Consider the following 26575-nt stretch of genomic DNA (forward strand, 5'->3'; position numbering starts at 1 on the left):
AGCATGCCGACGGTGTCAGCCGGTGGTGCAGACGGTGCCGTTGAGGGTGAACGCCGTGGGCAGCACGTTCGGCCCGCTGTACGCGCCGACGAAGCCGGCGCTCACGCTGCCGCCGGCGGCGATCTGCCGGTTGTCGTCGGTCGGGGTGACCCGCACGGCAGCGCCGACCTGCTCCCAGGTGGCGCTCCAGCCGCTGCTCACCTGCTGCCAGCCGGTCGGCCAGGTCCAGGTGAGCGTCCAGCCGTTGATCGGGCTGGTCCCATTGTTGATGATCTCGACGCCGCCGATGTAGCCGTTGCCCCAGTCGCTGTTGGTGGTGAAGCGGACGGTGCACGCACCGGCGGCCGGGCTGCCCGTGGCGAAGGTGAGCGGCGGTGAGGCCCAGGACACCCGGCCGGCGGTGTCGCGGGCCAACACGTTGACGGTGTACCTGCTGCCCGGAACGAGGTTGCCGACCGTGAACGAGGTGGTCGTCGTCTCGCCGAGTTGCTCGCTGACCGCGCCGTTCTGCCGGTACACCTCGTACTTGGCGATCGGGCTGCCGCCCGGGGTGGCGGCCGGCCAGGAGATCGTCGCGGCGCGGTCGGTGACGCCGCTGGCGGTGGGCTGGCCCGGCGCCGAGGGCCGCCCGGCGGTCGCGCCGGCCGGGCGCAACACGAGCGTGGTCAACGAGTACGCCGGCAGCGTCCGACTTGTCGCGGAGCCGGACTGGCTGGTGGCGATGCCGGTGGCGCCGTTGGTGAGGGTGGACACTGTCGGCGCGACGGTCGACGGGGTGAACCCGGCGTAGTCGATGGCGACCGGGTGAGCGTTGTCCGGGTCCTTGTTCACCAGCAGCACCGCGAGGTCGCCGTTGCCCCGGCGGACCGCGTGCGCGCTGACCAGCGGCTCATCGGTGCCGGCGCGGACGAACTGGTCGCCGGCCTTGGCAAAGAGCTTCATCATGGTCAACCCGTGGTACGGCGCGAACGGTGTGTTCAGTGGTGGCTCGCAGACCGAGCCGTCCGCGGTGCAGCCGCCGCTGGAGAGCATGCCGAAGTCGCCGTAGTCGGTCTGACCCGCCACCTCGGACACGGTGCCGATGCCGTTGTGCACGTTCCACCACTGGACGGTGAAGACGCCGTTCTCCAGCAGCCCGCTGTACACGTCGGCCAGGAAGAGTGCCCCCGGCTGGGTGTTCTGGCCGGTGCCGACGTTCAGCTCGGTGAAGCTGATGCCGACGCGGTCGGCGTTCGGGCCGGCGTACCGGGTGAGTTGCTGCCGCAGCAGGTAGGTCGCGTCGGGAATGTGGTTGGTGCGCGCCAGCGACTCCGCAGCGGTGCCACCCGGGTACCAGTGCACGTCCACGAAGTCGATCTTCGGGCCGGCGATGGAGAGCACCGTCTGGTTCCACGGGCCCGGGTCGCTGCCGGCGGTGATCCCGTCCGGCCAGTTGCCCGGCATCGTCAACACCGCGCCGACCTTGATGCTCGGGTCGACCGCCTTCATCGCGTCGGCGTACTCGACGACCAGCCTCGCGTACTGTGTCGCGCTCTTGTCCGGGTGGTCGTCCGCCTCCCACGCCGACCCGTAGTGGCCGTTGCCGTAGTTCTCGTTGCCCACCGTCCAGTACCGCGCGCCGTAGCCCTTCGTCACGTTGGCGTACCGCACCCAGTCGGCGGCCTCGGCGGGCGTGCCGGTGCCATAGTTCGCGATGATCATCGGTTGCGCGCCGACCCGCCGGACCGCCGCCATGAAGGTGTCGAAGTCGGTCCCCGGCGCGACGTAGCCGCCGGGAGCGGTGTGGTCCTTCCAGTGGTAGATGTCGGCGTACGAGCCGCCGGGATAGCGCATCATCTGCACACCGGCGTCGCGCAACAGGTCCGACGTCTCGGCGGTGCCCAGGTTCTGGTCCCAGATGGCGTGGTTGACGCCCAGCGCGGTGTTCGGCACGGTCGCCAGTCCTGCGCGGGCGTTCACGGTCACCACGACCGGGTCGGCCGCCGCGCTGGCGGTCGGTGGGTTGACGCCGGACAACGCGCTCGCGGCGAGCAGCAGGCTCGCCAGGAGTGCGGCACGGCTTTTCGGGATGTGCATGGCGGGGGTTCCTCCACGGTGAACGACGGTGAGTCGCCCAGCCGGACGGATGCGACGCGGTCGCGGGCGGACTCGTGGACGGACAGGACCCGGTGTCCCGTCCCTCGTGCCCCGTCCCCCCGAATCCGTGGTCTGGATCCCGGCTGCCCAGTGGACGGGCGTCAGCCCCGCGCGTGCGGCATGCAATCGACGGTAAAGAATGTCACACGCAAATCGATGATCTCAAGGAGTCCGGTCGAGCAGCTGGCTTCGGCGAGTCGGTTGGTGCCCGAATAGGCTCGCGGCATGCGGGGACGATTCGGTGCGTTCAGGCGGTGGTACGGGGAGCGTCGGCGGTTCGTCCGCGGCACGCTCCTCGCGCTGGTGGTCGGTGCGGTGCTGCTGACCGGCGGCACGGTGGCCAGTGTGGCGTGGATCCGCGACGCGGCGGACGGTCACATCTACAGCGAGGCTGCCGTGCCGGACGCGCCGGTCGCCCTGGTCCTGGGGACGAAGGTGGACGCGGACGGCACGCCGTCACCGTTCCTGGCGGCCCGGTTGGAGATCGCGCGACGGTTGTTCGACACCGGCAAGGTGCGGGCGATCCTGGTGTCGGGCGACAACATGAACGCGGACTACAACGAGCCCGTCGCGATGCTGGGTTGGCTGGTCGACCGGGGGGTGCCGGCGCGGAAGGTGGTGCTCGACTACGCCGGTTTCGACACGTACGACTCGTGCGCGCGGGCTGAACGAATCTTCGGGGTGCGGCGCGCGACGGTCGTGACGCAGTCCTTTCATCTCCCCCGCGCCGTGGCACTGTGCCGGCGTCTCGGCATCGACGCCAGCGGAGTCGGTGACGAGACCGCGAGGCGCTACTCCCAGACGTGGCGGGTCAGTTCGTCCCGCGAGAACGGCGCGTGTCTGAAAGCCGCGCTGGATCTGCTCTCCCGTCGGGACCCGGCACACCTCGGCCGCCGGGAGACGGGCGTCGACGACGCTCTCCGGGACAGCTGAACAGCGTCACGACGGCGGCCGCCCGCGCGGTGGTGGTGCGGCGCTGTCGCGGACGATGAGTTCGGTGGCGAGCTCGATCCGAGGGCTTTCGGTCTTCTCGCCGCTGGCGAGGCGCAGCACGGTCCGCGCGGCCAGCATGCCCATCTCGGCCAGTGGTTGACGAACGGTGGTCAGCGGCGGGGAGCACCACCGGACCTCCGGCAGATCGTCGAAGCCGACCACGCTGATGTCGTCGGGCACCCGGAGGCCGCGTTTGCGGACCGCCTCGTAGACGCCGAGTGCCATCTGGTCGCTGGAGGCGAAGATCGCGGTGGGCGGGTCGGGCAGGGCCAGCAGTTGCGTACCCGCGGTGAAGCCGGCCTCGTGATAGAAGTTGCCGGGCCGGATGAGGGTGTCGTCGACGGGGATATCGGCGGCGCCGAGGGCGGCCCGGTAGCCGTCCATCCGGGCTCGGCTGCACATCAGGTGCGGTGGGCCGGCGATGAACCCGATGCGGCGGTGGCCGAGGCCGATCAGATACTGGTTGGCGCTCAGGCTGCCCGCCCAGTTGGTGGCGCCGATGGTGGGTGACTCCTGCGGGTCCACCCCGGCGGGGTCGATGATGACCACCGGCAGGTGGAGCCGGCGCAGCTCGGCCTGCAACGGTGGGTTCACCATCGAGGTCACGAAGATGACGCCCTCGGTGGAGCGCGTACGCATGTTGTCGAGCCACTGCTTGGCCGACGAGATGCGCCAGTGGATGGCCGACACGACGGTGCCGACACCGCTGGTCTGGCCGACGTCCTCCACCCCGCGGATGATCTCCACGGCCCACGGGCTGTCCAGGTCGTTGAAGACCAGGTCGATGAGGGCGGCGTCGGTACGGCGGGCCGGCGACCGCCGGCGGTAACCGTGCCGGTTGAGCAGTGCCTCGACGCGTTCCCGGGTGTCGGGAGCGACGTCGGAGCGGCCGTTGATGACCCGGGAGACCGTGGGTACGGAGACACCGGCCAACCGCGCGATCATGGCGATGGTGACGTTTCGGCCGTTCTCCGAGCCCACGGTTCGCCCCTTAGTCTGGCTGGAAGCTCAGGTCTGCTCGCACTGGTGCGGGGTCACCCCTTGACGCTGCCGGTCAGGCCGCCGATGAGCTGGCGTTCGGCCACGGCGTAGAAGCCCAGGGCCGGAAGCATGGACAGCACGACGTAGGCGAGCACCCGTGCGGTGTCGTCGGCGTACTGGCCCTGGAACGCCTGGACCCCGACAGGGAGGGTCCACCAGCTCTGGTCGCTGAAGACGACCAGCGGGAGCATGAAGTTGTTCCAACTGGTGACGACGGCCAGCACCGAGACGGTGGCCAGTGCGGGACGGGCCATCGGCAGCAGGACCCGCCAGAAGAAGCCGAAGGAACCGCACCCGTCGAGGACGGCAGCCTCCTCGACCTCGGCGGGAATGGTGCGGAAGAACTGACGCAGGATGATGATGGTGATCGGCAGCCCGAAGGCGGCCTGGGGCAGGATGACGCCGAGCGGGTTGTCCAGCAGGCCCATGCCGCGCAGCAGGACGAACAGCGGAAGGATGGCCACCGCGAACGGGAACATCAAGCCGATCGCGAACAGGGTGACCAGGAACTCGCGGCCCCGGAAGGCGTAGCGCGCGAAGACGAACGCGGCCATGGCCGCCGCGCCGACGACGATGAAGGTGCTGCTCACGGCGATGAGGAGGCTGTTGCCGAGCTGCCGCCAGAACACCCCGTTGCTCAGGATGTCGAGGTAGTTCGGCACCCAGGGGTCGGGCCAGCCCAGCGGGTTGGTGGACAGCTGGCCGTTGTCCTTGAAGCCGCCGAGCACGCCGAACCACACCGGCACGACGATGAGCGCGCCGACGATGATGCAAATGAGGTGCAGCGCGACGCTGCGGGTCCGCTGGACGCGACTCGCCGTGGCGGTCATCGCTGGCCTCCCTGGTTGGTGATCGCGCCCGCGGTGTCACGACGCAGGACGACGCGTTGGTAGAGCAGGGCGAAGACGAGGCTCAGCAGGAACATGACGATGCTGATCGCGCTCGCGTAGCCGACCTCGAAGCGGCGGAAGCCGTACTGGTACATCGTGACGGCCAGGGTCTCCGAGGAGTGGATCGGACCACCGCCGGTGAGCACCCAGACCATGTCGAACAACTGGATGGTGCCGATGACCGACAGGAACACGCTGATCCGGATCGTCGGGCCGAGTAGAGGCAGGGTGACATGTCGGAACGCCTGCCAGGCGGTGGCGCCGTCAGTGACCGCAGCCTCGGACAGCTCCTTGGGGATCCCCTGCCGGGCGGCCAGGAAGAGCATCATGTAGAGGCCGAAGTACTTCCAGGACACCACCAGGAAGACGGCGAACAGCACAGTGTCCGGGTCGGCGAAGACCGCGCCCGCATCGGCGCCCAGCCACCGCGAAACCCCCTCGCCCAGCCCTCGGTTGGGTGAGAACACCAGGGTGAACAGGACGGCCGTGGTGACCTCGGAGAGCACGTACGGTGCGAAGAAGATCAGCCGGTAGACGGCCCGGCCGCGAAGTGGCTGGTTGAGGAGCATGGCCAGGGCCAGCGCAGCAGGCAGCTGCACGACCAGGGACAGCACCACCAGCACGAGGCCGCGCCGCAGGTCGCCACGGAAGGTCGGGTCGCTGAAGGCACGGGTGTAGTTGTCCAGCCCGACGAAGTTCTCCGGCAGCCCGAAGCCGTTCCACTTGTAGAGACTGGCGTAGCTGGCCACCACGATGGGTGCGATGACCAACAGCAGGAACAGCGCCAGGGCAGGCGCCAGGAACACGGCGAGGACGCCGCCCCGGCCCGGCCGGGGCTGGCGGCCGCGCTGACGCGCGGTGCCCGGCCCCGGTGCCGGCGGATCGGTCGCCGTGTCGCCGCGCCTCGTGTCCGACACGGTCGATGGCCTGGTCATTCCTGCTCCACTCGGGTTCTTCGGCCGGCTACGGATGGGTGCTGGTTCACGGTCAGGCGGTCTTCGCCACCTGCGTGATGTCCTTGAGGATCGCCGCAGGCTGCTTCTTGCCGGCGATGATCTCGGCGACGCTGTCGTTGATCTGCTGCCCGAGTGCGGGCGCGTACGCCTGGTCGAGGTAGAGCTGGAAGCCGGTGTTCTTGGCCAGGGTCTCCGCGACGACCTTGCCGTTGGCGTCGGGAATGGCCGAGGTGGCCTCCTTCACCGTGGGCAGCACCGCGCCGGTCTGGGCGGACCGGCGCTGGTTGTCGGCGCTGAGCAGGAACTTCAGGAAGTCGATGGTGGCGGCCGGCGCGTCCTTGCCGACGGCGAAGCCGTTGCCGCCGCCGAAGACCTCGGTCGCGGTGCCCTTGCCGCCGTCCACGGCGGGGAACGGGAAGAAGCCGAGCTTGTCGCCGAGGCCCTTCTTGCTGGTCGAGCTGGACGCCTGCACCGCTGGCGCCCACTGCCCCATCAGCTCCATGGCGGCGCCGCCGTTGCCCATGGTGGCGGCCTGCCCGTCGGGTGAGCCGTATTCGGCGCCGAGGAACCCCTTCTGGAAGGGCTGCAGGTCGACGAGTTCCTTGAGCCGCTCACCTGCGGCGGCAAGGTCAGGGGTGTCGAAGTTCTTGTCGTCGACGGCCTTCTGCAGCGCGCCCACTCCACCGATCCGCATGGCGAGGTAGGACCAGTAGAAGTGGGCCGGCCACTTGTCCTTGCCGGCCAGGGCGACCGGGGTGATGCCGGCGGCCTTGAGCTTGCGGACCGCGTCGAGCAGACCGGTCCAGGTGGTGGGGGCCTCGGTGATGCCGGCGCGGGTGAAGAGGTCCTTGTTGTACCAGAACCCGACCATGCCAATGTCGAACGGAATGCCGTAGATCTTGCCGTCGATCGTGTACGGCTGCATGGCGGCGGGCAGGATGCCGCCGACCAATGACTTCACGTCGTCGGTGAGGTCCTTGACCAGGCCCGCGTCCACCTGCTGCTTGAGTACGCCGCCACCCCAGGACTGGAACAGGTCCGGCGGATCGCCGGCCTGGGTGGCGGTGGTGAGCTTGGCCTTGAAAGCCTCGTTCTCCAGCGGCTGGATGGTGAACGTGACGTTGCTGTGTGCGGTCTTGTACTCGTTGGAGATCGCCGCCCACACCGGCAGCATCGGTTCGGTGTTCTGGATGTGCCACCAGTTGATGGTCTGCGGGGCGTTCGGGTCGCTGGACTCCCCGTCGCTACAGGCGCTGAGGAAATACGCGCCTGCGCCAGCGCCGGCAAGACCGAGCAGCGTTCGGCGGGAAACGTGCGTTGTCATGATCCATCCCTTCAGGGACTCACGGGGTGCTCGGACGCCGGTCGAGCCGGCGGGGTGGGAACCTGTATCTCCGGAACTTTCAATGCTTCGCCGGTATTACCGGGCGATGGCCGGCACGCTACGAGCTGTTGTCGCAACGGTCAAGACCTCTGTCCTATTGCGAAAAGACCGGCTAGCGTATGCAGGACTTCCAGTGAATCTGGACCGCAAGTTTCCGGAAGTTCCAGACAGTCGCCCAGAGGAGCCCTCGTGTCGACCGACATCGCTAACGTGGTGACCGCTGCCCGGTCGATCCGCAATCCCGTCCTCGCCGGGTTCCACCCGGATCCGTCGATCCTGCGCGTCGGCGATGACTACTACCTGGCCACCTCGACCTTCGAGTGGTATCCGGGTGTGCGTGTGCACCATTCGCGTGATCTCGTGAACTGGCGCACCCTGGGCGGGATCATCACCGACCGCCGCCTGCTCGACCTACGCGGCTGCGGTGACTCCAACGGAGTGTGGGCACCCGACCTGACGTACCACGACGGTGAGTTCCACCTCGTCTACAGCGACGTGGCCAGCTTCGCCAGCGGCTACTGGGACCCACAGAACTTCCTGATCACCGCCAAGGACATCACCGGCCCCTGGTCGGACCCGGTGAAACTGCACGGGCGCGGTTTCGACGCCGCGCTGTTCCACGACGACGACGGCACCACGTGGCTGCTGAGCATGAGCGCGGACTGGCGACCCGGCCGGGACCGCTTCGGCGGCATCGAAATCCAGCAGTACGACCGCGCCGCGCGCCGCCTGGTCGGCCGGCCCCGCATCCTGTTCACCGGCACCCACGTCGGCGTCACCGAGGGTCCGCACCTGTACCGCCACGACGGCTGGTACTGGCTGATCACCGCCGAGGGCGGCACCAGCTGGGAACACCAGGTCACCGTGGCGCGGTCCCGGGAGCTGTTCGGACCGTACGAGGTGGACCCGGACGGGCCGCTGCTCAGTTCCGTCGGGCGGCCTGACCTGCGATTGCAGAAAGCCGGGCACGGCAGCCTGGTCCGGACCCCCGACGACGGGTGGTACCTGGCCCACCTGGTTGCCCGCCCCTACTCACCGCTGGGCAGTTGCGTGCTGGGCCGGGAGACCGCGATCCAGCGGGTCGAGTGGCCGTCGGGTGGCTGGCCCCGGATCGCCGGAGGGGTGCCAGCAGAGGAGGTCGCCGCGCCCGACCTGCCCGCGCACCCGTGGCCGGCGGAGCCCGACACCGACCACTTCGACGCCCCCGAGCTGGCTCTGTGCTGGTCGACGCTGCGCCGGCCGGCCACCGCGGACTGGATCGACCTGCACTCCCGCCCGTCGCACCTACGGGTGCACGGCGGGCAGTCACCGGTCGGTCGACAGGCTCCCAGCCTGGTCGGGCGACGCGTCGGTGCGACGCACTGCTCCCTGGAGACCGTGGTGGAGTTCGACCCGGTCGACCACCGTCAGCTCGCCGGGATCACCGCCTACTACAACACCCTCAACTGGCACCACCTCTACCTGACCCGCGCCGACGACGGGCGGACGGTGCTGGAGTTGCTCAGCTCCGACAACGGCCGACTCATCCCGTACCCCGAGCTGACCGTCGACGTCAGCGCCGTCACCCGGGTCGGCCTGCGGGCCGTCTTCGACGGGCCGGTGGTGCGCTTCGACTACGACCTCGGCACCGGTTGGCAGCGGCTGGCTATCGACCTGGACGCGACCATCCTGTCCGACGAGCACGCCGCGCTGATCATCGACGGCGAGCCGGCGGCGTGGGGCTTCACCGGGGCGTTCCTCGGCCTCTGGGTGCAGGACCTCGGCGGCGACGGCGTGTACGCCGACTTCGACCTGGCTACCTACCGGGAGCACTGACCACGCGGACGGCACCCGGCCCAGTCGGGTGCCGTCCGCGCGTCAGCCGTACTACTTGACCTGAGCGGCGACGGTGCGCAGCTGGCCGAGGGTGGTGCGGAAGCCGCGACCGGACGCGGCCGGGTCCTCGGCGAGCAGACCGCTGACGGCCATGGTCTGCGAGCGGGTCGACGCGACGGCGTCGTCACCGGATCCGGTCACGTCGAACACGCCGAAGTCGCCGCTGAGCGTCCGGAACGTCGGGGTGGTCGGGTCCTGGGCGAGGTAGAGCACCACGACCTGGCCCGCCTCGAGCGTGGACATGTGGGCCATGTCCGCCACACCGGCGGGCAGGCTGGCGAGCGTGATCGGCGTCCCGGCCCGCACCGACGATCCGGTCGCCGCACGCAGCACCTCGTCGACCCGGAACCCGGCCGCTTCGACCTCACCGCGTACGACCAGGTCCGCGGTTTCGCTGAGCTCCCGCACGGTGACGTACCCGCGCAGCTTGCCCTTGATCGGCGGGGCCGCGGCGGCGGTCGGCGTGGCGGCGCTGCTCGTGGCGGGTGCGGCGACCGGGTCGGCGGCGTCGGCGCTGCCGCAGGCGGACAACGCCGCCGCGGCGAGCACGGCGGCGGCCGTGGCCCACAGAGGCCGGGTACGGCGGAGGTCGACTGCCATGGAACGCTCCTCGCGTCTCGGTGCCGTCCCGGGTCGTCTCGCCCGGGACGTGGCACTGCTTACGCCTTCTATCTGTGCGACCCGAGCAGCGAGTTCCATGTTTTTTCGGGCTCAGCCCCGCTCGGCCGCGAGCTGGCGAAGCTCGGCCAGCGTGGTGACGAACGCGCGACCCGCCGTGGTGGCGTCCTCGGTGCGCAGCCCGGTCACCGACATCGCCGGCGACCGGCTGGTGACTGTGTCCCCGGCGAGGTCGAAGATCCCGAAGTCGCCGCTGAGCGGCGTGTAGACGCGCGCCTCCGGGCCGCTGAGGGCCAGGTAGAGGACGGTCGGCTGGCCAGACATTCCGGCCAGCTCCGCCACCAACGTGATCTCGGTGGACACCGGGGCGTCCGGTGCGCGGTAGAGCACCTCGGCCACCCGATAGACGGCCCGCCCGCCCGCCACCGACACCACCTCACCGCGGACCACCAGGTCGGCCGCGTCGGTGAGTTGGCGCACCGTGCCGTACCCGCGGATCTTGGCAACCGCGCCCGGCGGCGCGGGCCGAGCGGCCGAACGGCTCGCCTCGGGCGACGGGAGCGCCGCCGGGGGCCGTCGCTGGACCTGACGGCGAGCCCGGCGCCCCCCGCCACGACCAGGACCAGCGCGACCACCGCGAGTACGGGACGCCGCAATGCGCGGGCCGGTTTCCGGGTACGCGTCTCCTGCGCGATCGCCGTCAGCAGACGGCTCCGGTGCAGCTCGTGCCGGCCCGCCGGCAGGTCGTGATCACCGGGGTGGGGGGCGACTTCCGCCCACTCGGACGGGTCCGGCGCGCTCACTGGCTGCCCTCCTGCACGAACGAGGCGTCCACGACCGGCAGCCGAGAGGCGCGCGGCGGGGCATCGACGAGGGTACGCAGGCGGGCGCGAGCCCGCGACAGCCGCGACCGGACCGTGCCGACCGGAACACCCAGCGCCTGCGCCGCGGACTCGTAGTCGAGGCCCTCCCACAGGCACAGGGTCAGCACCTCGCGCTCGGGCCGGCGCAACCGGGCCAACGCGTCGATCGCGGCGGCGATGCGTCGGCTGTCGTCAAGGCGGCCGGCGACCTCGTCGGCGTGATCGGGCAGGGTGAAGTCGGAGGCGAGCAGCGCGGCGGCCACCCGACGGTAGCGGCGGTTGCTGCGGGTGTGGTTGCGGGCCTCGTTGGTGGCGATGCCGAGCAGCCACGGCCTCAGCGACCCGCCCTCCTCGGTGACGCGCTCCCGGGAACGCCAGGCCTGCAGGTAGCTGGCTGCCATGACGTCCTCCGCCGTGGCCCAGTCGGCGGTGAGCCGGAACGCGTGGTTGAACACCGAGCGCGCGTACTGGTCGAAGAGCTCGGCGAACGCACCGGGATCACCGGCTCGCACCCGAGCACGCAGACTCGACTCCATGACCTTTTTCTGTCCGTCGGGCGGCGCTGGTTCCGATGGACCGGCCCGTTGATCCGTTGCGGCCCGACGATAGCCACCCTTCCGCACGCCGCGCCAACAACGAGATGAACACGCGCCGTCACGGCCTGCGGTCGTCAATTGACGACACATCGACCCACTGGTATCTGTTAATACAGTTTCCTGATGCTCGCGGTGCCCGCCGGGGCCGAACCGCCGCACCGGGCCACCGACCGGCCGGCGGCACGCCGCCCCTTCCCCCGAGGAACACCATGGTTCGCAAGAGAACAGCCGCCTACGTCGTGGGAGCCCTGCTGATCGGCGTCGCGGCCGTCGGCTTCGGCCTACCGTCGGCGAGTGCCGCATCCGCAGGCCCGATCACCGGCCTCGGCGGCAAGTGCATCGACGTCGCTGGCGCCAATCCGGCCAACGGCACGGCGGTCCAGCTCTACGACTGCAACGGCACCGCGGCCCAGACGTGGACGGTCGGCAACACCGACACCTCGATCCGGGCACTCGGCAAGTGCCTCGACGTCACCGCCGCCTCGACCGCCGACGGGGCCAAGGTGCAGCTGTACGACTGCAACAACACCGCCGCGCAGAAGTGGACCGCCAACAACGGGGCGCTCGTCAACACCGGCTCCGGCAAGTGCCTCGACGTCACCGACCGGAGCACCGCGAACGGTGCCCGGTTGCAGATCTGGACCTGCGGGGGCACCACCAACCAGCGATGGACCCTGCCCGGCGGCGGCACCCCCACGCCCACGCCCACCACCCCGGCCGGGACCAACCTCGACGACCCGGCGAAGAAGGACGTCGCCATGCAGCTCGTCTCGGCAGCTGAGAACTCATCGCTCGACTGGCGTGCGCAGTTCTCCTACATCGAGGACATCGGCGACGGTCGAGGCTACACCGCCGGCATCATCGGCTTCTGCTCCGGCACCGGCGACATGCTCGAACTGGTCGAGGCGTACACGCGCAACAAGCCGGGCAACGTGCTGGCCGCGTACCTGCCGGCGCTGCGTGCCGTCGACGGCACTCCCTCGCACGCGGGCCTCGACCCCGACTTCCCCCGCGACTGGCGGGCCGCGGCCAACGACTCGGTGTTCCGGGCCGCGCAGGAGGCCGAGCGGGACCGGGTCTACTTCAACCCATCGGTACGCGACGGCAAGAACGACCAGGTCAGGGCGCTCGGCCAGTTCGCCTACTACGACGCGGCGGTCATGCACGGGTACGAGGGCATGCGCCAGATCCGCAGCCGCGCCCTGAATCGGGCGAAACCCCCAGCTCAGGGCGGCGACGAGCGGACCTGGCTCAACGCGTTCCTCGACGAGCGGGTCATCGAGATGAAGAAGGAGGCGGCCCACGAGGACACCTCCCGCGTCGACACGGCCCAGCGGGTATTCCTCAACAACGGCAACTTCAACCTGAACACGCCGCTGGCGTTCGCCGTCTACGGTCAGCAGTTCCGTATCGGCTAGATTCACCGGCTCACACGGATGCTCAGGGCGTCGCCTCGCCGGCGGCGCCCTGAGCTCGTCTTGCGTTGACGCCAGCGGCAAGGTTTAGCGTGGTCACGACGGGCTGATCGAGGAGGTCGGATGCTGATCGGCGAGCTGGCTGAGCGGGCCGGCACGAGTACGCGAACCCTGCGCTACTACGAGGAGCACGGGTTGGTGCAGGCGCAGCGCTCCACCAACGGCTACCGCGTCTACGAGGAGACGGAGCTACGGGTCGTCCGCGAGATCCGGACACTGCTCGACGTTGGCTTCGGCCTCGACGACGTCCGCCCTTTCGTCGCGTGCCTTCGGGCCGGCAACTCGTCCGGCGACGTCTGCCCGGACTCGGTGGTGGTGCTGCGACGCAAGCTCGCTGAGGTCGACGCCTACATCGACCGGCTCGGCGCCGTCCGGCAGCAACTCCACACCCAACTGACCCACGCCATCGCGCACCGGGAGGAAACATGCCCCAGGAAACGGCAACCGCCTCGCTGATCACCGTCACCGACGACACGTTCGCCGAGTTGGTGCTGGCCAGCGAACGACCGGTCGTGGTCGACTTCTGGGCGGAGTGGTGCCCGCCGTGCAAAATGATCGAGAAGAGCCTCGTCGAGCTGGCACAGGAGTTCGGCGACCGAATGGTCATCGCCAAGCTCAACTCCGACGACAACCCGCAGGCCACGCGGCGCTACAGGGTCATGTCCCTGCCGACGCTGCTGGTGTTCCGTGGGGGCGAGGTCGTCGGCTCGGTCGTCGGGTCCAGGCCGAAACTCCACCTGCGGCAGAGCCTGACCATGCACGCCGGCCTGTGACCGTCACCGCTGGTCGAGTGCCGCCTCCGCCTCCTGCTGTTGAGCGTGGTGACGGCGCTCCTCAGCGGCGTCGTGATTTGCGGGTGAGCCGACCCCTGCTGCTGCTCGACATCGACGGTGTCCTCAACCCGTACGGCAGTCCTCAACCGCCGGTCGGCTACACCGAGCACCGCCTGTTCCCCGGCGCCTGGATCACCGAAGCGAGTACCGTCCTGGACATCGCCTGGGCCACGCCCTTCAGCACCCCTCAGGAACCTCTCCGCTCCGCCTGATAGCGATCGGTCATGACCACTGAGGTTGTCGTACACCTGTTCTAGTGTCTGGTCATGGTCGAGGAGTTGGCGCAGGCAGACGACGCGGTCGCCGCCTGCACTGAGGCGGCCGCATGGCCCCTCTCCGAGCACGATCTGATCGCGGCGCTCGACGCCGCGCACCGCGTCGAGCAACGTCTCGCCGCCGTCAAGCTGGCGTTGGTGCGCGAGGTGGACGGTCGGGGCACGGCGGTCACGCAGGGTGCGTCCTCGACCGCGGTCTGGCTCCGCGAACGACTGCGGTTGACCATTCCCGCGGCCCGCCGGCTGGTCGATCTCGCGGCCTGCGTCGACGCGGCCCCGACGGCCGTGCGGGACGCTCTGGCGGCCGGGGCGGTCAGCGTGGAGCAGGCCCGGGTCATCGCCGACACCGTCAACACCGTGCGGACGGCCGCCGGGCCGGAGGTCGCCGACAAGTCCGTCGCAGTGCTGGTCGACTGGGCCGGACAGTTCGACCCCACCCTGCTGCGCAAGCTGAGCACCCGCATCCTCAACCACGTCGCCCCCGACATCGCCGACGCCGCCGCCCGCGCCGCACTGGACGCCGAGGCCGCCCGGGCGATCCGCGACCGGCACCTCACCATCTCCGAGCAGGCCAGCGGCCGGCTGCGGCTCACCGGCACTCTCGACGCGGAAGCCGCCGCGCTGCTACGCGCCGCCATCGACCCACTCAGCGCACCCGCCGGGCCCGACGACAACCGCTGCGCCGGGCAACGCCGCCACGACGCCCTCGCCGACGTGTGCCGGCTCGCCCTGCGCGCCGGTGAGGTGCCGGAGAGCGGCGGCGATCCCGCCCAGGTCGTCGTCACCACCAGCTACGACGGGCTGACCCGGCAGCTGTCCGCCGGCGTCCTCGACATCGGCCTGCGGCTCACTCCCGACGCGGTGCGCCGACTCGCCTGCGACGCCGCGATCCTGCCGGCCGTGCTCGGCGGCGCCGGTCAGGTCCTCGACGTGGGCCGGCAACGCCGTCTCATCAGCGGTCCGCTGCGCCGGGCCCTCGTGCTGCGTGACGGCGGCTGCGCCTTCCCCGGCTGCGACCGGCCACCCCGCTGGTGCGACGCCCACCACATCCAGCACTGGGCCGACGGCGGCCCCACCAACCTCGACAACGCCGTCCTGCTCTGCGGCCACCACCACCGACACCTCCACCACAACGACTGGACTGTGCGGCTCAGCGACGACAGCCACCCCGAGTTCGTGCCGCCAGCCTGGCTCGACCCCGACCAACTCCCCCGCCGCAACCACTACCACCGACGAACATAGACACGACCAGCGGAGAGCAATCACTCCTGTCGTGGTGACGAGGCATGCCCTCGGGACGACTCCACGAGTAGTCGGTCGCGCCGATGCCGGACATCGGGCCCTTCTGCGCCGCCGTCGACGCGCATTGCCTGCTGCCCGCGACGGACAAACGCGTCGTCCCCTTGGCCGCCACGGAGATCGCAGTCTGAGTGGTGCTATCCCGTCTGGCCACGGCGGCCGGCGGAGAAAGGTTCGAATGTCGTCAAGGCCGACGAGAGCGTGTGTCGACGTCGGCTACAGCCTGGCTCCGCTGGGGTCGGTCAACCTCCGGCCGGTTCGGTTCCGGCTGCCGGGTCGCTGGACTCTAGACGGCCTCTGCTGGGTCCGGACGTGTTCGCTCGCCCCACCGGACGACCGCCGGGGCGGCGAGCCCGACCGCGACGAAGATGCCGCCCATCAGCAGCCAGCCGGGGGCGCCCCAGGCGATGCAGAGCAGGCCCAGTAAGGAAGGGGCGGCGACGTTGGCCAGGCCGGTGCCGAGGCCGGAGATTCCCGTGTACTGCCCCTGCGCGTGCGCAGGTGCGAGCCGGAACTGCAACTCGAGTGAGCCCGCCGCGTGCCAGAGCTCGCCGACGGTGTGCGCGACGACTCCCAGCGTCATCACCGTGACGGCAAGCCATCCGGGCATCGTCGACGTGGCGGCGATCAGGGCCATCCCGATCAGGAATGCCAAGCCGGAGCGGCGCACGGCCCGGCCTGCCGCTGGACTGGTGTCGACCCCCCGGCTCGCTCTGACCTGGAGAGCCGCCACTAGAGCGGTGTTGACCAGCACGGCCATCCCGACGAACCAGCGCGGCGCGTGGGTCTGCGAAATGATCCACACCGGTAACGCGAAGACCAGTACCTGACCCTGAATTCCCATGATGGCGTCGAGCACGGTGACTGCCATGTAGGGCTTGTCCTTCAGAGCGATCCAGCGCCCGGTCGTGTGGGGCGCTGGAACGGGCGGCAGTGAGGGCAGCCGAGTGATGATGGCGGCGCATGCCACGAAACTGATGGCGTTGCCGACAACCAGGGCCAGGTAGGCGGCGCGGGTGTCCAGTTGCACCGCGGCGCCGGCGGCGAGGGCGCCGCAACATCCGGCGAGGTTGGCGACCGAACGCAGATAGGCCCGGTACGGGGCCGGGTTGGTGCCGCCGAAGCCACGCACCAGCGGACCGCGACACGCCCCGCCGGCTGAGTGGGCGAGCTGGGCCAGGCAGACCAGGACGACGAACAGCCAGAACGTGTGGACGAAGGCCAGGGCGGCCATGGTGGCGGCTCGGATGATCAGAGTCAGCAGATAGATCTCGCGCGGCCCCCGCCGATCAGCGAGATGCCCCACCGGCATCCCGGCGATCATCCCGACGAGTGCGGCGATGCCCATGCCCAGAGCGACCTGCGCAAGGGGAAGCCCGACGGATCGGGTGAAGAAGAGCACGGCGCTGGCCATGAAGATGCCGCTTCCGAGCATGTTGACGAAGGTCGCGAAGGCCAGAACGCGCCGAGGCCCCTGATCGGGAATGAATCCTCGGGCAACGAGCCATGAGCTGTTGGGCGGTGGGATGGGAATGGACGACGTTGTCGTTGTCTGCAAAGCGCGGGGCCTCTCGTTGACGGTCGTGGACTCGTTGCAGGGCTGCGCCCTGCCGGGCACAGCTACTCGAGGCTGGTTAACTCTTCCGAAGACAGGCGCAGCACCCCGGCGGCCACGTTCTCGACCAGATGATCGGGGTTGCCGGTGCCGGGGATGGCCAGCAGGTGCGGCCCGCGGCTGAGGGTCCACGCGATCCGCACCTGCGCCGGCGTCACGCCGTGGGTGCGCGCGATGGCATGCACGGCCTCGTTGGTGGCCACGCCGCCGGCCTCACGTCCGTCGCCGGCGATCGCGAAGAACGGCACGAACGCGACACCCTGCTCGCCGCAGGTGCGCACGAACTGGTCGTGCATGCGTCGGGTGTCGACACCGTACGGGTTCTGCACGCAGACCACCGGGGCGATCGCCTGCGCCTGCGCGAGGTGCTGCGGGCGGATGTTCGACAGGCCGAGATGCCGGATGAGCCCGGCGTCGCGCAGGTCGGCCAGCGCGCCGAAGTGCTCCGCGACCGAGTCCAGCCCGTGCTGGCGCAGGTTCACGACATCCAGATGGTCGCGGCCGAGCTGACGCAGGTTCTCCTCGACCTGCCCGCGCAGCTGGTCCGGCCGGGCCAGCGGCAGCCACTCCCCCGAGGGGTCGCGGCCCGGCCCGACCTTCGTGGTGATGACCAGGTCGTCGGCGTACGGCGACAGCGCACTATTGATCAACTCGTTGGCCGACCGAAGCGGCGAGAAGTAGAACGCCGCCGTGTCGATGTGATTCACACCGAGCTCGACCGCCCGGCGCAGTACGCCGACGACCCGCGCACGGTCGCTCGCCGCGCTGCCGTTGCCCGTCAGGCGCATCGCGCCGAATCCGATCCGGTTGACGGTCAGGTCGCCGAGGGTCCAGGTGCCAGCGGAACTCGCAGTGATCATGTTGGTGGGCATTGGGCGAACTTAGCCACCGCCGCTGACCTGCGCAGCCGGTCATCTGCCCGATACCGCTCGCGCAAGGTCACTGCTAGTTTATTTATTGTGGGAAGCCCTCCGCCGGGGCACCGCAGTGACAGCCCGCAGTTCATTCCGGTCCTGACCACATCCGCGTTTCGCCTGTGACGCGGCCCTCCGAGGACGAGGGCCTGACTGGGTCCCGGCCGATAAGGCGTACACATCGAAGCGAACCCGGCTTACCCGCGACGGCGTTGGACAGGCGCCTGCAGCGGGTGGCGCGGAGGAGTGCCGTGGCCATCCCTGGCAAGGTGGAACCAGGACGCCCACCTTCGGGCCAAGGGGTCCAAGGGCGGCCGGCCACCAGCTTCGACCCGCACGTCTACCAGCAGCGACACACCGTCGAGCGCGGCATCAACCGGCTCAACCACAACGCGTGTCACTACCCGCTTCGACTCGCCGTCCGCTACGGAGCCTTCGACAAGCTCCACCTCACCCGGAGGTCCTCACCTTTTCAAGTTCCCAGCCATGTCACCAACGTCCATGGGCGAACGCACGGTCGCCGTCGCTCAGCACGGTCCCGATCAGCACGGTCGCGGCCTCGCCCTCCCGCCCACGGTCGTTCAGCGCTCGGGCCGGGTCTTGTGGCACCGGGGGGGTGCGATATCTTTCGCGCGAAATCGAGACGAGGACGGGATTCATGGCGCGCACGATGCCGGCTGGCTCAGCGATCGTCGGCGCGCTGACGTCGGCGGTCCTGCTGTTCACGACCGGGTGTTCGGGGCAGGCCGACACCCCCACGTCGGCAGCGGCTGCGCAGCCGTCGCCCCCCGCCGCGGCGATGCGCATCGACAAGCCGGCCAAGCTCCTGGGCACCTGGACCGAGTCCGTGGATCGGGGTTTCCATGACCGTGCCGAGCAGCAGATGGGCACCTTCAAGAAGCTGCTCAGCGCTGGGCCCACCAGCGCGATGGGCACCGCCTACGTGCGGGCCGAAGAGGTGTACTCCCGAGAGCGCGGGCTGCACATTCCCGACGACGACCAGCGAGTCGTCCTGATCAGTGCGGTGTCCGGCACGATCACCGACCCGACTGCGGCGCTGGACAAGACCTTCGCCGGGCTGCCGAACGTCACCGGCGTGGGGCCGATTCCACCAGGCCCGCTGGGCGGGGTGGCCGGTTGCGGCATCATCCAAGCCAAGACGGGCATCCCCGTCGACATCTGCGTGTGGAGTGACCAGTACACGCTCGGCATGGTGACCTTCGTCGGTTTCACCCAGACGGATGACCCGCATGGTGTGTTCGGTCAGATTCGCGGCGAGCTGGAACGCCCCGCGCGGTGACTTGACCTCAAGCTCGGGTGAGGTCCTAACCTCCGGTATCGGAGGTAAGGCATGAGCATGGAATTTACCGCGTGGACGTCGCTGCACCACGCGATGAACGCGCAGGAAGAACGACCGCTGTCCCGTGTCACCCTGAAGCGCATCGTGGAATTCGCGCGGCCGCACCGGGCCCTGATCGTCAGGTTCCTGCTGTTGAGTGTGGTGACGGCGGTCCTCACGGTGGCGGCACCGGTCCTCGCCGGACGGGTGGTGGAGGCCATCGTGGACGGCGCCGACGGCGGCGTCGTGATCCGTTTGGCGGTGCTGATCGCCGTGATCGCCCTGGCCGAAGCCGGCCTGGGTCTGGTGACGCGGTTCCATTCCGCCAGCATCGGTGAGGGGCTCATCGTCCAGCTGCGGACGGCCGTCTTCGACCACGTGCAGCGGATGCCGGTGGCGTTCTTCACCAGGACGCGGACCGGTGCGCTGGTCAGCCGCCTGAACAACGACGTGATCGGTGCGCAGCGGGCCTTCAGCGACACCTTGTCCGGGGTGGTCGGCAATGCTGTCACCCTGGCACTGACGCTGGCGGTGATGCTCAGCTTCTCGTGGCAGATCACGGTGCTGGCGCTCGTGCTGCTGCCCATCTTCGTTCTCCCGGCGCGCCGGATGGGTTCGAAGCTCGCCCAGTTGCAGCGTGAGGCGGCCGAGCACAACGCGGCCATGAGCACGCGGATGACGGAACGCTTCTCCGCGCCCGGCGCGACCCTGGTCAAGCTGTACGGGCGGCCGGCCGAGGAGTCGGCCGAGTTCGCGGCGCGGGCGCGTCGGGTGCGGGACATCGGCATCCGTGCCGCCATGCTCCAGTGGGTCTTCATCACCGCGCTCACCGTCGTCGGCTCGCTGGCGCTGGCCCTGGTCTACGGGCTGGGCGGTCTCTACGCCCTCCGGGGCAGCCTCGACGCCGGGACCGTGGTCGCCCTCGCGCTGCTGCTGTCGCGCCTCTACGCGCCGTTGACCTCGCTGGCCAGCGCTCGGGTGGAGGTGATGAGCGCGCTGGTGAGCTTCGAGAGGGTGTTCGAGATCCTCGACATCAAGCCGCTGATCCTCGACCGGCCCGACGCCCGCCCGCTTCCCGACGGGCCGGTCGCGGTGGAGTTCGACCGGGTACGGTTCGGCTACCCGTCAGCAGACAAGGTGTCGCTCGCGTCTCTCGAAGACGTGGTGAAGCTCGATGCCCGCAGCGGCGAGGAAGTGCTGCACGGGGTGTCGTTCCGCGCCGAGGCGGGGCAGATGGTCGCCCTCGTCGGCTCCTCCGGGGCGGGCAAGTCGACGATCGCGCAGCTGGTCCCCCGCCTGTACGACGTCGAGGACGGCGCGGTGAAACTCGCCGACGTCGACGTACGCGACCTGTCGGCCGAGTCGATCCGGACGGCGCTGGGCGTGGTCACCCAGGACGGGCATCTCTTCCACGAGAGCATCCGCGCCAACCTGGCGTTCGCTCAGCCGGACGCGACCGAGGACGAGATGTGGGAGGTGCTCCGCCGGGCCCGCCTCGACGACCTGATCCGCTCGCTTCCGGATGGGCTCGACACCGTCGTCGGCGAACGCGGATACCGCCTGTCGGGCGGGGAACGGCAACGGCTCACCATCGCGCGACTGCTGCTGGCCCGTCCGCGCGTGGTCATCCTGGACGAGGCCACCGCGCATCTCGACTCCACCTCCGAGGCTGCGGTTCAGGAGGCCCTCGCCGAAGCCCTGACCGGCCGGACGAGCGTGGTCATCGCGCACCGGCTCTCCACCATCCGCGCGGCCGACCAGATCCTCGTCGTCGAAGACGGACGCATCGTCGAGCGTGGGCGACACGGCGACCTGCTCGCCGCCGGCGGCCGGTATCAGGAGTTGTATCGCACCCAGTTCGACCAGGACCAGCCGGCGGTCCGCGAGCAACGGGTCGCCATCTGACGGTCCTCCCGTACCTGAGTCAGGGGCGCGCCTGCTCAGACTCGATGCCGCCGCCCGCCCCGGGTGATCCCCGTGGCGGGCGGCGGCATCGGGCGGTCAGTCGTCGTCGGAGCTGTCGTCGTCGTCATCGTCGTCGGACTGGTCGTCATCGTCGGACTGGTCGTCACCGTCGTCGTCGACCGGCTCCTGCTCGGCCTTGACCACCGAGCCGTTGTCCCGGTCGACGTCCACCTCGTGCTCGGTGTCGCCCGCGACGATCTCGACGCTCCACACCGGTCGACCGTGCTCCTGCTCGGCCTCGACCTCGACGATCCGACCGCCACCGGCCTTGGCGAGCGCGATCTCACCGGCGCGCTTCTCGTCGACCGCGCTGCCGGCCGGCGGAGTGCCGGTCGACGGCGTACTCGATGGGGTGCCGCTCGACGGCGTACCGCTGGTCCCCGGCGCGGCCGTGGTGGCGCTGTCGTCCGGCGCGTCCGTGGCCGTTGGGGCAACGGTTACCGCGGCGAGTGCCGTGCCGCCCGCCCGGGAGCCGTTCGCGGCGTTGACGCCCAGCGCGACCCCGGCCACCGCCAGCACCGCCGACCCGCCGACCGTCGCCAGAAGCAGATTGGTGCGCTTCATCGTGGTGTCCACCTTTCCTCGGTTGTCGACTCCGAGGATCGGCCAGATTGGGATAGCACCGCGCTGTCCAGACGCTAAGGCCGGGTTAAGCCCCGAGGTAACGGCAGCGCCGAATCCGTCTGAATCTTGGACAGTTTCCGTCAGCGGCTAACGGAAACTGTCCAAGATTCGCGATTTCGCTGGATGGCGGGCCTGATCGGCGTGCCTAAGAACAGACGGGGGTGGTGGGTCAGCCGCGCCGGTTGAGTTCCGCTTCGAGCCGCTGGATGAGCGTCTTGCGGTCCTTGCCCGCGTGCTCGTTGCGCAGTGCGGTCTTGAGCTGTCGCGTGTCGAGGCCACGGACCAGCTTCGCCGCCTCAGCGACCGACATCTCCGACATGCGGCCGGCCGTGGTGGCATCCTTACGCGCTCGCTTGGCTGGCCCGGTGTTGGCGACGTACTGCTTGCCGGACCGGGACGCTTCGCGCTTCTTGGTATCGGTCGCGCGCTTCTGGCTGTCCGACATCTCGTCCCAAGCCTTCTTGGGCAGGTAACGACTCGTCGTGCCGCCCTTGCGCGCACGAGTGTCGCCCTCTTTCGTCTGCCACTTCTCGTTGCCCCAGCGCTGGAGCGACTTCTGCCGCTCGTCCTTTTCGCCCAGGAATCCCCCTCCGCGCTTCTTGTACTCCTGGGTGACCAGCTGTGACTTGCGCGCCGACCACTGCCCCGGCCTGCCGCCCTTGTCGGAAGCCTTGATCTCTTCCTTGATCTGCTCTCTGAGCTCGGGTTTCGTGTACCGCGCCATAGGTGGCAGCTACCCGGGGGCGTGGCGGCTATGCCTCCCGGGGCGACGTCGGTGGTCCGAGCCGGAGCAACACCTCTGCCCCGCCGTCCGGGCCGGCCCGCAGCTCCAGCCGACCGCCGCCGGCCTGCGCGGCACGCCGGGCGATGTCCAGGCCGAGGCCCGTCGACCCGGCCGCGCTGGCGCCGCGCCGGACCGCGCCCGCCGGCATGCCCGGGCCCTCGTCGGCGACGGTGAGGACCACCTCCCCCGCGTCGCGCGCGAGCCGGACGGCGAACGGCGTCCCGTCGGGGGTGTGCGCGAAGACGTTGCCGAGCAGGGCGTCCACGGCCGCCGTCAGGTCGTCGGCGGCCACGCCGACAGGGAGCGGGCCGGGCGCCAGGTCGAGGGTGACGGCCCGGCCGGTGTCCTCGGCCAGCACCGACCAGAACGCGACCCGGTCGGCGACGATCGCCGCCGCGTCCGAATCGGCCGGTTCCGCCGTCGGTGAGTGGCGCCACCGGGCCTGCCGGATCAGCCCGGTGACCGCCCGTTCGAGGCCGTCGGCGGCGGCGGTGATCCGGGTGGCGTCGTCCGGGTCACGCAACGATTCCGCCTCCAGCCGCAACGCCGTCAGCGGCGTACGCAACCGGTGCGACAGGTCGGCGACCTGTTCACGCTCCTGCACCAGGAGCACCTGGATCCGGGTGGCGAGATGGTTGAGCGCACCGGCCACCTCGCGCAGCTCAGCCGGGCCCGCTGGCGTGACCCGGGCGTCCAGCTCGGCGTTGGCCAGCCGGTGCGAGACGTCGGAGAGGTCGCTGATCGGCCGGACCAGTGTGCGCGCCAGCCGGTCGGCGACAAGCAGCCCGATCAGCACGAGGATCACGCCGAGCAGCGCCAGCACCAGCCAGGCACGGGTGACCCCGGCGGTCAGCTCGTGCTGCGGCACCACGATCCGGATCACCCCGGTGCCGTCCGCCCGCCCCTGCACGGCGATCACCACCTCCCGGCCGGCCGCCGACTCCCCGGTGAGGCTCTGCCCGCGCGCGGCCAGGGCCACCGCGGGCGTACGAGGTGTCTGGGCGCCCAGCACCGTCCCGTCGGGCAGGAAGACGCTCACCGCGCGTCCGGACTCCGCGGCGAGTTGTTCGACGGTGAGCCGGATGGTCGTCGCGTCGGCGGTACCGACCACCGGCACCAGGCTCTGCGCGTCGGCGGTGGCCCGAACGGTGGCCCGGTCCTCGGCGACGGTGCGGACCAGCAGCGCCAGCGGCACCAGGAACGCGATGAGGGTGAGCACGCTGACCGCGGCGACCAGCAGCGCGAGCCGGGCCCTCACGGCTGCGCCGCCGGCGCTTCGAGGCGCACCCCGACACCACGCACGGTGTGCAGGAAGCGGGGCTGCTGGGCGCTCTCGCCCAACTTTCGGCGCAACCAGGACAGGTGCACGTCGACAGTCTTGTCGGCGCCGCCGTACGGGATCTGCCAGACCTCGGTGAGCAGCTCACGTTTGGTGACCACCTGGCCGGGCCGGCCGGCGAGGTGGTGCAGCAGGTCGAACTCGCGGGGCGTCAGCTCGACCGCAACGCCGTCCAGGGTGACCTGTCGGGCTCGGGGGTCGACGCGTAACCCGCCGACGACGAGCGCCGGGTCCTGCGCGTCCGCGCCGACGGGGCCTCGCCGCAGCACCGCCCGGACGCGGGCGTCGAGCTGCGCCGCGGTGAACGGCTTCACCACGTAGTCGTCGGCACCCGCGTCGAGCACCCGTACGATCTCCGCTTCGTCGTCACGCGCGGTGGCCACGATGACCGGCACCGAGCTGACCGCGCGCAGCATCCGCAGCAGCTCGCGTCCGTCCAGGTCGGGCAGGCCCAGGTCGAGCACGACGAGGTCGGGACGGTCCTCCAGGGCGTCGCGGAGCCCGGCCATCGCGGTCGAGGCGGCGGCCACCGCATGGCCGCGTTCCCGCAACGCCCGGATCAGCGGGGTACGGATGGTCAGGTCATCCTCGATGAGCAGCAGGCGGGCCACAGCTGGCAGGCTAACCGCTGCGGCTGGCAGTGCGGCGCGCGTTAACCATGCCTTAGCGTCCCGATGTGCCGACGACAACGATGGATCGGGGATAGTCAGGGGATGGGCCGTCGTTCGATCCTCGTCGCCACCGGTTGGGTGGCCACCGCCGCCGTGGCGACCCTGATCGGGTTGGGCGCGATCCGGCTGGTGGGTGAGAGCATCACCGGCACGCCGGGCGGGGTGCGCAGCGAGGCCGAGATCGAACGGGCGCTCGCCTCGCCCGAGCCGGCGCCCACCAGCACCGCCTCACCCGGGCCGGGGACGACGGGCACCGCCGCACCGAGCGCCAGTTCCGGGGTCCGCCGAGGGTTCGCCACCGACGGCGGCACGGCCGTGGCCGAGTGCGGTGCCGGTGGCGTACGCCTCGTCTCCTGGGCCCCCGCGCAGGGCTACCGGGTCCACGATGTGGACCGGGGCCCGGACGACGACGTCGAGGTCACGTTCGAGGGGTCGACCCGCAAGTACGAGTTGAAGGTGCGCTGCATCGGCTCAGAGCCCGTCGCCGTAGCCGACGACTAGCGCAACATCTGACTCCCCCAGGGCCCTCAGCTCCCGGGCCCCGCGATCTTGCAGGTTCGGTCGCCGTTTTGCGTGACATGCCCCTTAGATCGGGGCAGAAAGTGCAAGATCGCGCGGGCCGAGGGGGCCATGGCGTTGCGGCTAGGGCGTTGGGTGGTTGCGGTCTGCGGCCCGACCGAGGGCGACCATGCGCAGGGTCGCCTCTCGACGACGGACGAGCAGCGCTCCGGCCAGGAAGGTCACCGGTGGGACGAGCACCAGCATCGCCCACTGCGCGGGCACCAGGGGGATGACGTGTCCCATGTGCCCGGTGGAGGTGGCCCAACCCGCGAGGGCGCTGTCGATCACCAGAGCCAGTGCGGCCACCGGGAGGAGCATGACGACGATCCGTCGGCGTACCCCGGGGGCGAGCCTGGCCAGGGCGACCAGCATGGTCAGCACGGCGGCCACCAGACCCGCGACGTAGAGCCAGACGACCAGCTCACTGCCCGCCTCGATGCCGTAGAACACCTGGTAGGACGCGCCGTCGACAGGGTCGAACGCGGGACTGGTCACCCGGTTCGTCACCAACAGCGCGACCATCGCGGCCGGCGCGAGCAGCAGTGCCGCCAACCGGCGTACGCCCAGCAGCGCGATCACCCGGCGGCGCGGCACCGGCACGGTCAGCGCGGCGGCCGCCACGACGGCTAGGGCGAGCTGGGGCAGGGTGTCCACCACGTATGTCAGGTTGTCGCCGGCCTGCGGGGCGACCAGCGCGCCCCAGCCGATCACGCCAGCCCAGGCCAGACCGGCGGCCACCCAGCGCCATCCGACCAGCACGGCCGCGCAGACGCCCGCCCAGCCGGCGACCCGGAGCCAGTCGACGAGGTCCGCGCTGCCCGGCCCGAACCCGGGCGGTAGACCCGGGTGCCCGATGAGCTGGTCGAGCAGCGACTTCCCGGTCAGGGCGAGCAGGACGAGCCCGACCAGCAGGCCCGTGACCGTCGCCGCGTCCGGCCAGGTCGGCTCGGTGAACCCCCGTGCGCCCACCCGCAGCCGTGCCCGCAGCCCTGCGCCCACCAGGTTCCGCACGTCAGCGGCGGCGGGTCGCCGTTGACCCGGCCGCGCGTCGGCGAGGAGCACGGCCAGCATTTCGTCCTCGTACGATCGGCGGTGCTCCCACGGATAGACGGCCAGCAGCCGCCGATAGCGGCGCTCCAGATCGTCGCTGCTCACGCCGCACCTCCATCGGTCAGCAGGCCGCCGCGGCGCAGCCGCACACGAGCGGCGTCCGCGTTGTGTCGCAGGCGGTCCGCCTCCTCGGCGAGCCGACGTGCCCCCAGGGCGGTGAGGCGGTAGTAGCGGCGTAGGCGCGACTGCACCACCTCCTCGCGCTCGACCTCGATGAGGCCGTCGGTGCGGAGCCGGTCGAGGACGGCGTAGAGGGTGCCAGCGCGCAGGCGCACCCGGTTGTCGGAGATGCGCAGCACGTCCTCGATGACGGCGTACCCGTGCTTGGGTGCCTCAGCCAGCGCGGTGAGCACCAGAAACGTCGGTTCCCTAAGTGGACTCTCGGCCATATCGAGGAGCATATACCGATAGACGGTATA

27 protein-coding genes are annotated in these 26575 nt (G+C 70.3%); 10 read left to right on the plus strand and 17 right to left on the minus strand.

Annotated elements, in window-relative coordinates:
• Positions 1–15: 15 nt before the first annotated feature.
• A complete protein-coding gene (locus tag PCA76_RS19940; protein ID WP_272611971.1) occupies positions 16–2076 on the minus strand; it encodes a cellulose binding domain-containing protein in 2061 nt (686 codons plus the stop codon).
• Positions 2077–2361: 285 nt separating this feature from the next.
• Here PCA76_RS19940 and PCA76_RS19945 point away from each other — a divergent pair, with 285 nt between their 5' ends.
• Positions 2362–3069, plus strand: a complete 708-nt coding sequence (locus tag PCA76_RS19945) for a SanA/YdcF family protein (RefSeq protein WP_272611972.1) — start codon at positions 2362–2364, stop codon at positions 3067–3069.
• Positions 3070–3075: 6 nt separating this feature from the next.
• On the opposite strand, the gene PCA76_RS19950 is transcribed toward PCA76_RS19945, so the two are convergent.
• From PCA76_RS19950 to PCA76_RS19965, 4 genes are all read right to left on the minus strand, one after another.
• Positions 3076–4074, minus strand: coding sequence for a LacI family DNA-binding transcriptional regulator (locus tag PCA76_RS19950; RefSeq protein ID WP_442930272.1), 999 nt, complete (start codon positions 4072–4074; stop codon positions 3076–3078).
• An 89-nt stretch (positions 4075–4163) separates the two neighbouring features.
• The gene (locus PCA76_RS19955) at positions 4164–5000 is read right to left on the minus strand and encodes a carbohydrate ABC transporter permease (RefSeq protein ID WP_272611974.1); all 837 of its coding nucleotides are present in this window, start codon (positions 4998–5000) and stop codon (positions 4164–4166) included.
• Positions 4997–5995: a carbohydrate ABC transporter permease gene (locus tag PCA76_RS19960; protein ID WP_272611975.1), complete on the minus strand. Its 999-nt coding sequence runs from the start codon at positions 5993–5995 to the stop codon at positions 4997–4999. Before PCA76_RS19960 ends, PCA76_RS19955 begins: the two co-directional genes overlap by 4 nt.
• Before the next feature lie 52 nt (positions 5996–6047).
• Entirely contained in the window at positions 6048–7340 is a 1293-nt protein-coding gene (locus PCA76_RS19965; protein WP_272611976.1) for an extracellular solute-binding protein, read from the minus strand.
• Between the two features lie 249 nt (positions 7341–7589).
• On the opposite strand from PCA76_RS19965, the gene PCA76_RS19970 reads away from it, so the two are divergent.
• Positions 7590–9215: a glycoside hydrolase family 43 protein gene (locus PCA76_RS19970; protein ID WP_272611977.1), complete on the plus strand. Its 1626-nt coding sequence runs from the start codon at positions 7590–7592 to the stop codon at positions 9213–9215.
• 51 nt (positions 9216–9266) lie between these two features.
• On the opposite strand, the gene PCA76_RS19975 is transcribed toward PCA76_RS19970, so the two are convergent.
• The 3 genes from PCA76_RS19975 to PCA76_RS19985 all read right to left on the minus strand — a co-directional run bounded on the left by PCA76_RS19975 (position 9267) and on the right by PCA76_RS19985 (position 11292).
• Entirely contained in the window at positions 9267–9875 is a 609-nt protein-coding gene (locus tag PCA76_RS19975) for a hypothetical protein (protein ID WP_272611978.1), read from the minus strand.
• 111 nt (positions 9876–9986) lie between these two features.
• Complete coding sequence (locus PCA76_RS19980) at positions 9987–10373, minus strand: hypothetical protein (protein WP_272611979.1); 387 nt, start codon at positions 10371–10373, stop codon at positions 9987–9989.
• A gap of 319 nt (positions 10374–10692) precedes the next feature.
• Positions 10693–11292, minus strand: coding sequence for an RNA polymerase sigma factor (locus PCA76_RS19985; RefSeq protein WP_272611980.1), 600 nt, complete (start codon positions 11290–11292; stop codon positions 10693–10695).
• Between the two features lie 269 nt (positions 11293–11561).
• Between PCA76_RS19985 and PCA76_RS19990 the strand changes: the two genes are divergently transcribed.
• From PCA76_RS19990 to PCA76_RS20010, 5 genes are all read left to right on the plus strand, one after another.
• Entirely contained in the window at positions 11562–12770 is a 1209-nt protein-coding gene (locus tag PCA76_RS19990) for a chitosanase (RefSeq protein WP_272611981.1), read from the plus strand.
• Positions 12771–12890: 120 nt separating this feature from the next.
• Positions 12891–13283 (plus strand): MerR family transcriptional regulator, encoded by a 393-nt coding sequence (locus tag PCA76_RS19995; protein ID WP_272611982.1) that lies wholly within the window; start codon positions 12891–12893, stop codon positions 13281–13283.
• Positions 13253–13600 carry a thioredoxin gene (gene trxA, locus PCA76_RS20000; protein WP_272611983.1) on the plus strand — a complete coding sequence of 116 codons (348 nt, stop codon included), beginning with the start codon at positions 13253–13255 and terminating at the stop codon, positions 13598–13600. Before PCA76_RS19995 ends, trxA begins: the two co-directional genes overlap by 31 nt.
• Positions 13601–13683: 83 nt before the next feature.
• Positions 13684–13872 (plus strand): hypothetical protein, encoded by a 189-nt coding sequence (locus PCA76_RS20005; protein ID WP_272611984.1) that lies wholly within the window; start codon positions 13684–13686, stop codon positions 13870–13872.
• Between the two features lie 54 nt (positions 13873–13926).
• On the plus strand, positions 13927–15177 hold the full coding sequence (locus tag PCA76_RS20010) for an HNH endonuclease signature motif containing protein (RefSeq protein ID WP_272611985.1): 1251 nt from the start codon (positions 13927–13929) through the stop codon (positions 15175–15177).
• A gap of 343 nt (positions 15178–15520) precedes the next feature.
• Here PCA76_RS20010 and PCA76_RS20015 read toward each other — a convergent pair whose 3' ends face one another.
• The 3 genes from PCA76_RS20015 to PCA76_RS20025 form a co-directional block, all read right to left on the minus strand.
• Positions 15521–16768 carry an MFS transporter gene (locus PCA76_RS20015; protein WP_442930273.1) on the minus strand — a complete coding sequence of 416 codons (1248 nt, stop codon included), beginning with the start codon at positions 16766–16768 and terminating at the stop codon, positions 15521–15523.
• Between the two features lie 86 nt (positions 16769–16854).
• Positions 16855–17721: an aldo/keto reductase gene (locus tag PCA76_RS20020; protein WP_272611986.1), complete on the minus strand. Its 867-nt coding sequence runs from the start codon at positions 17719–17721 to the stop codon at positions 16855–16857.
• 531 nt (positions 17722–18252) lie between these two features.
• Positions 18253–18576, minus strand: a complete 324-nt coding sequence (locus tag PCA76_RS20025; protein WP_272611987.1) for a hypothetical protein — start codon at positions 18574–18576, stop codon at positions 18253–18255.
• Between PCA76_RS20025 and PCA76_RS20030 the strand changes: the two genes are divergently transcribed.
• Positions 18563–19063 (plus strand): hypothetical protein, encoded by a 501-nt coding sequence (locus tag PCA76_RS20030; RefSeq protein WP_272611988.1) that lies wholly within the window; start codon positions 18563–18565, stop codon positions 19061–19063. The genes PCA76_RS20025 and PCA76_RS20030 overlap by 14 nt on opposite strands.
• A 51-nt stretch (positions 19064–19114) precedes the next feature.
• Entirely contained in the window at positions 19115–21007 is a 1893-nt protein-coding gene (locus PCA76_RS20035) for an ABC transporter ATP-binding protein (protein WP_272611989.1), read from the plus strand.
• Positions 21008–21103: 96 nt separating this feature from the next.
• Here PCA76_RS20035 and PCA76_RS20040 read toward each other — a convergent pair whose 3' ends face one another.
• The 4 genes from PCA76_RS20040 to PCA76_RS20055 form a co-directional block, all read right to left on the minus strand.
• Complete coding sequence (locus PCA76_RS20040; RefSeq protein ID WP_272611990.1) at positions 21104–21631, minus strand: PepSY domain-containing protein; 528 nt, start codon at positions 21629–21631, stop codon at positions 21104–21106.
• Positions 21632–21860: 229 nt separating this feature from the next.
• Positions 21861–22415: a DUF5872 domain-containing protein gene (locus PCA76_RS20045; protein ID WP_272611991.1), complete on the minus strand. Its 555-nt coding sequence runs from the start codon at positions 22413–22415 to the stop codon at positions 21861–21863.
• Positions 22416–22443: 28 nt separating this feature from the next.
• Positions 22444–23733, minus strand: a complete 1290-nt coding sequence (locus tag PCA76_RS20050; RefSeq protein WP_272611992.1) for a sensor histidine kinase — start codon at positions 23731–23733, stop codon at positions 22444–22446.
• Entirely contained in the window at positions 23730–24425 is a 696-nt protein-coding gene (locus tag PCA76_RS20055) for a response regulator transcription factor (protein ID WP_272611993.1), read from the minus strand. The genes PCA76_RS20050 and PCA76_RS20055 overlap by 4 nt, the downstream gene beginning before the upstream one ends.
• Before the next feature lie 102 nt (positions 24426–24527).
• Between PCA76_RS20055 and PCA76_RS20060 the strand changes: the two genes are divergently transcribed.
• Complete coding sequence (locus PCA76_RS20060) at positions 24528–24986, plus strand: septum formation initiator (RefSeq protein WP_272611994.1); 459 nt, start codon at positions 24528–24530, stop codon at positions 24984–24986.
• 141 nt (positions 24987–25127) lie between these two features.
• Here PCA76_RS20060 and PCA76_RS20065 read toward each other — a convergent pair whose 3' ends face one another.
• Together PCA76_RS20065 and PCA76_RS20070 are read right to left on the minus strand one after the other, a co-directional pair.
• The gene (locus PCA76_RS20065; RefSeq protein ID WP_272611995.1) at positions 25128–26201 is read right to left on the minus strand and encodes a hypothetical protein; all 1074 of its coding nucleotides are present in this window, start codon (positions 26199–26201) and stop codon (positions 25128–25130) included.
• Positions 26198–26545 carry a PadR family transcriptional regulator gene (locus PCA76_RS20070; RefSeq protein ID WP_272611996.1) on the minus strand — a complete coding sequence of 116 codons (348 nt, stop codon included), beginning with the start codon at positions 26543–26545 and terminating at the stop codon, positions 26198–26200. Before PCA76_RS20070 ends, PCA76_RS20065 begins: the two co-directional genes overlap by 4 nt.
• Positions 26546–26575: the final 30 nt, after the last annotated feature.

It is taken from the genome of Micromonospora sp. LH3U1 (assembly GCF_028475105.1).
In the GTDB taxonomy this organism is placed as follows: Bacteria; Actinomycetota; Actinomycetes; order Mycobacteriales; family Micromonosporaceae; genus Micromonospora.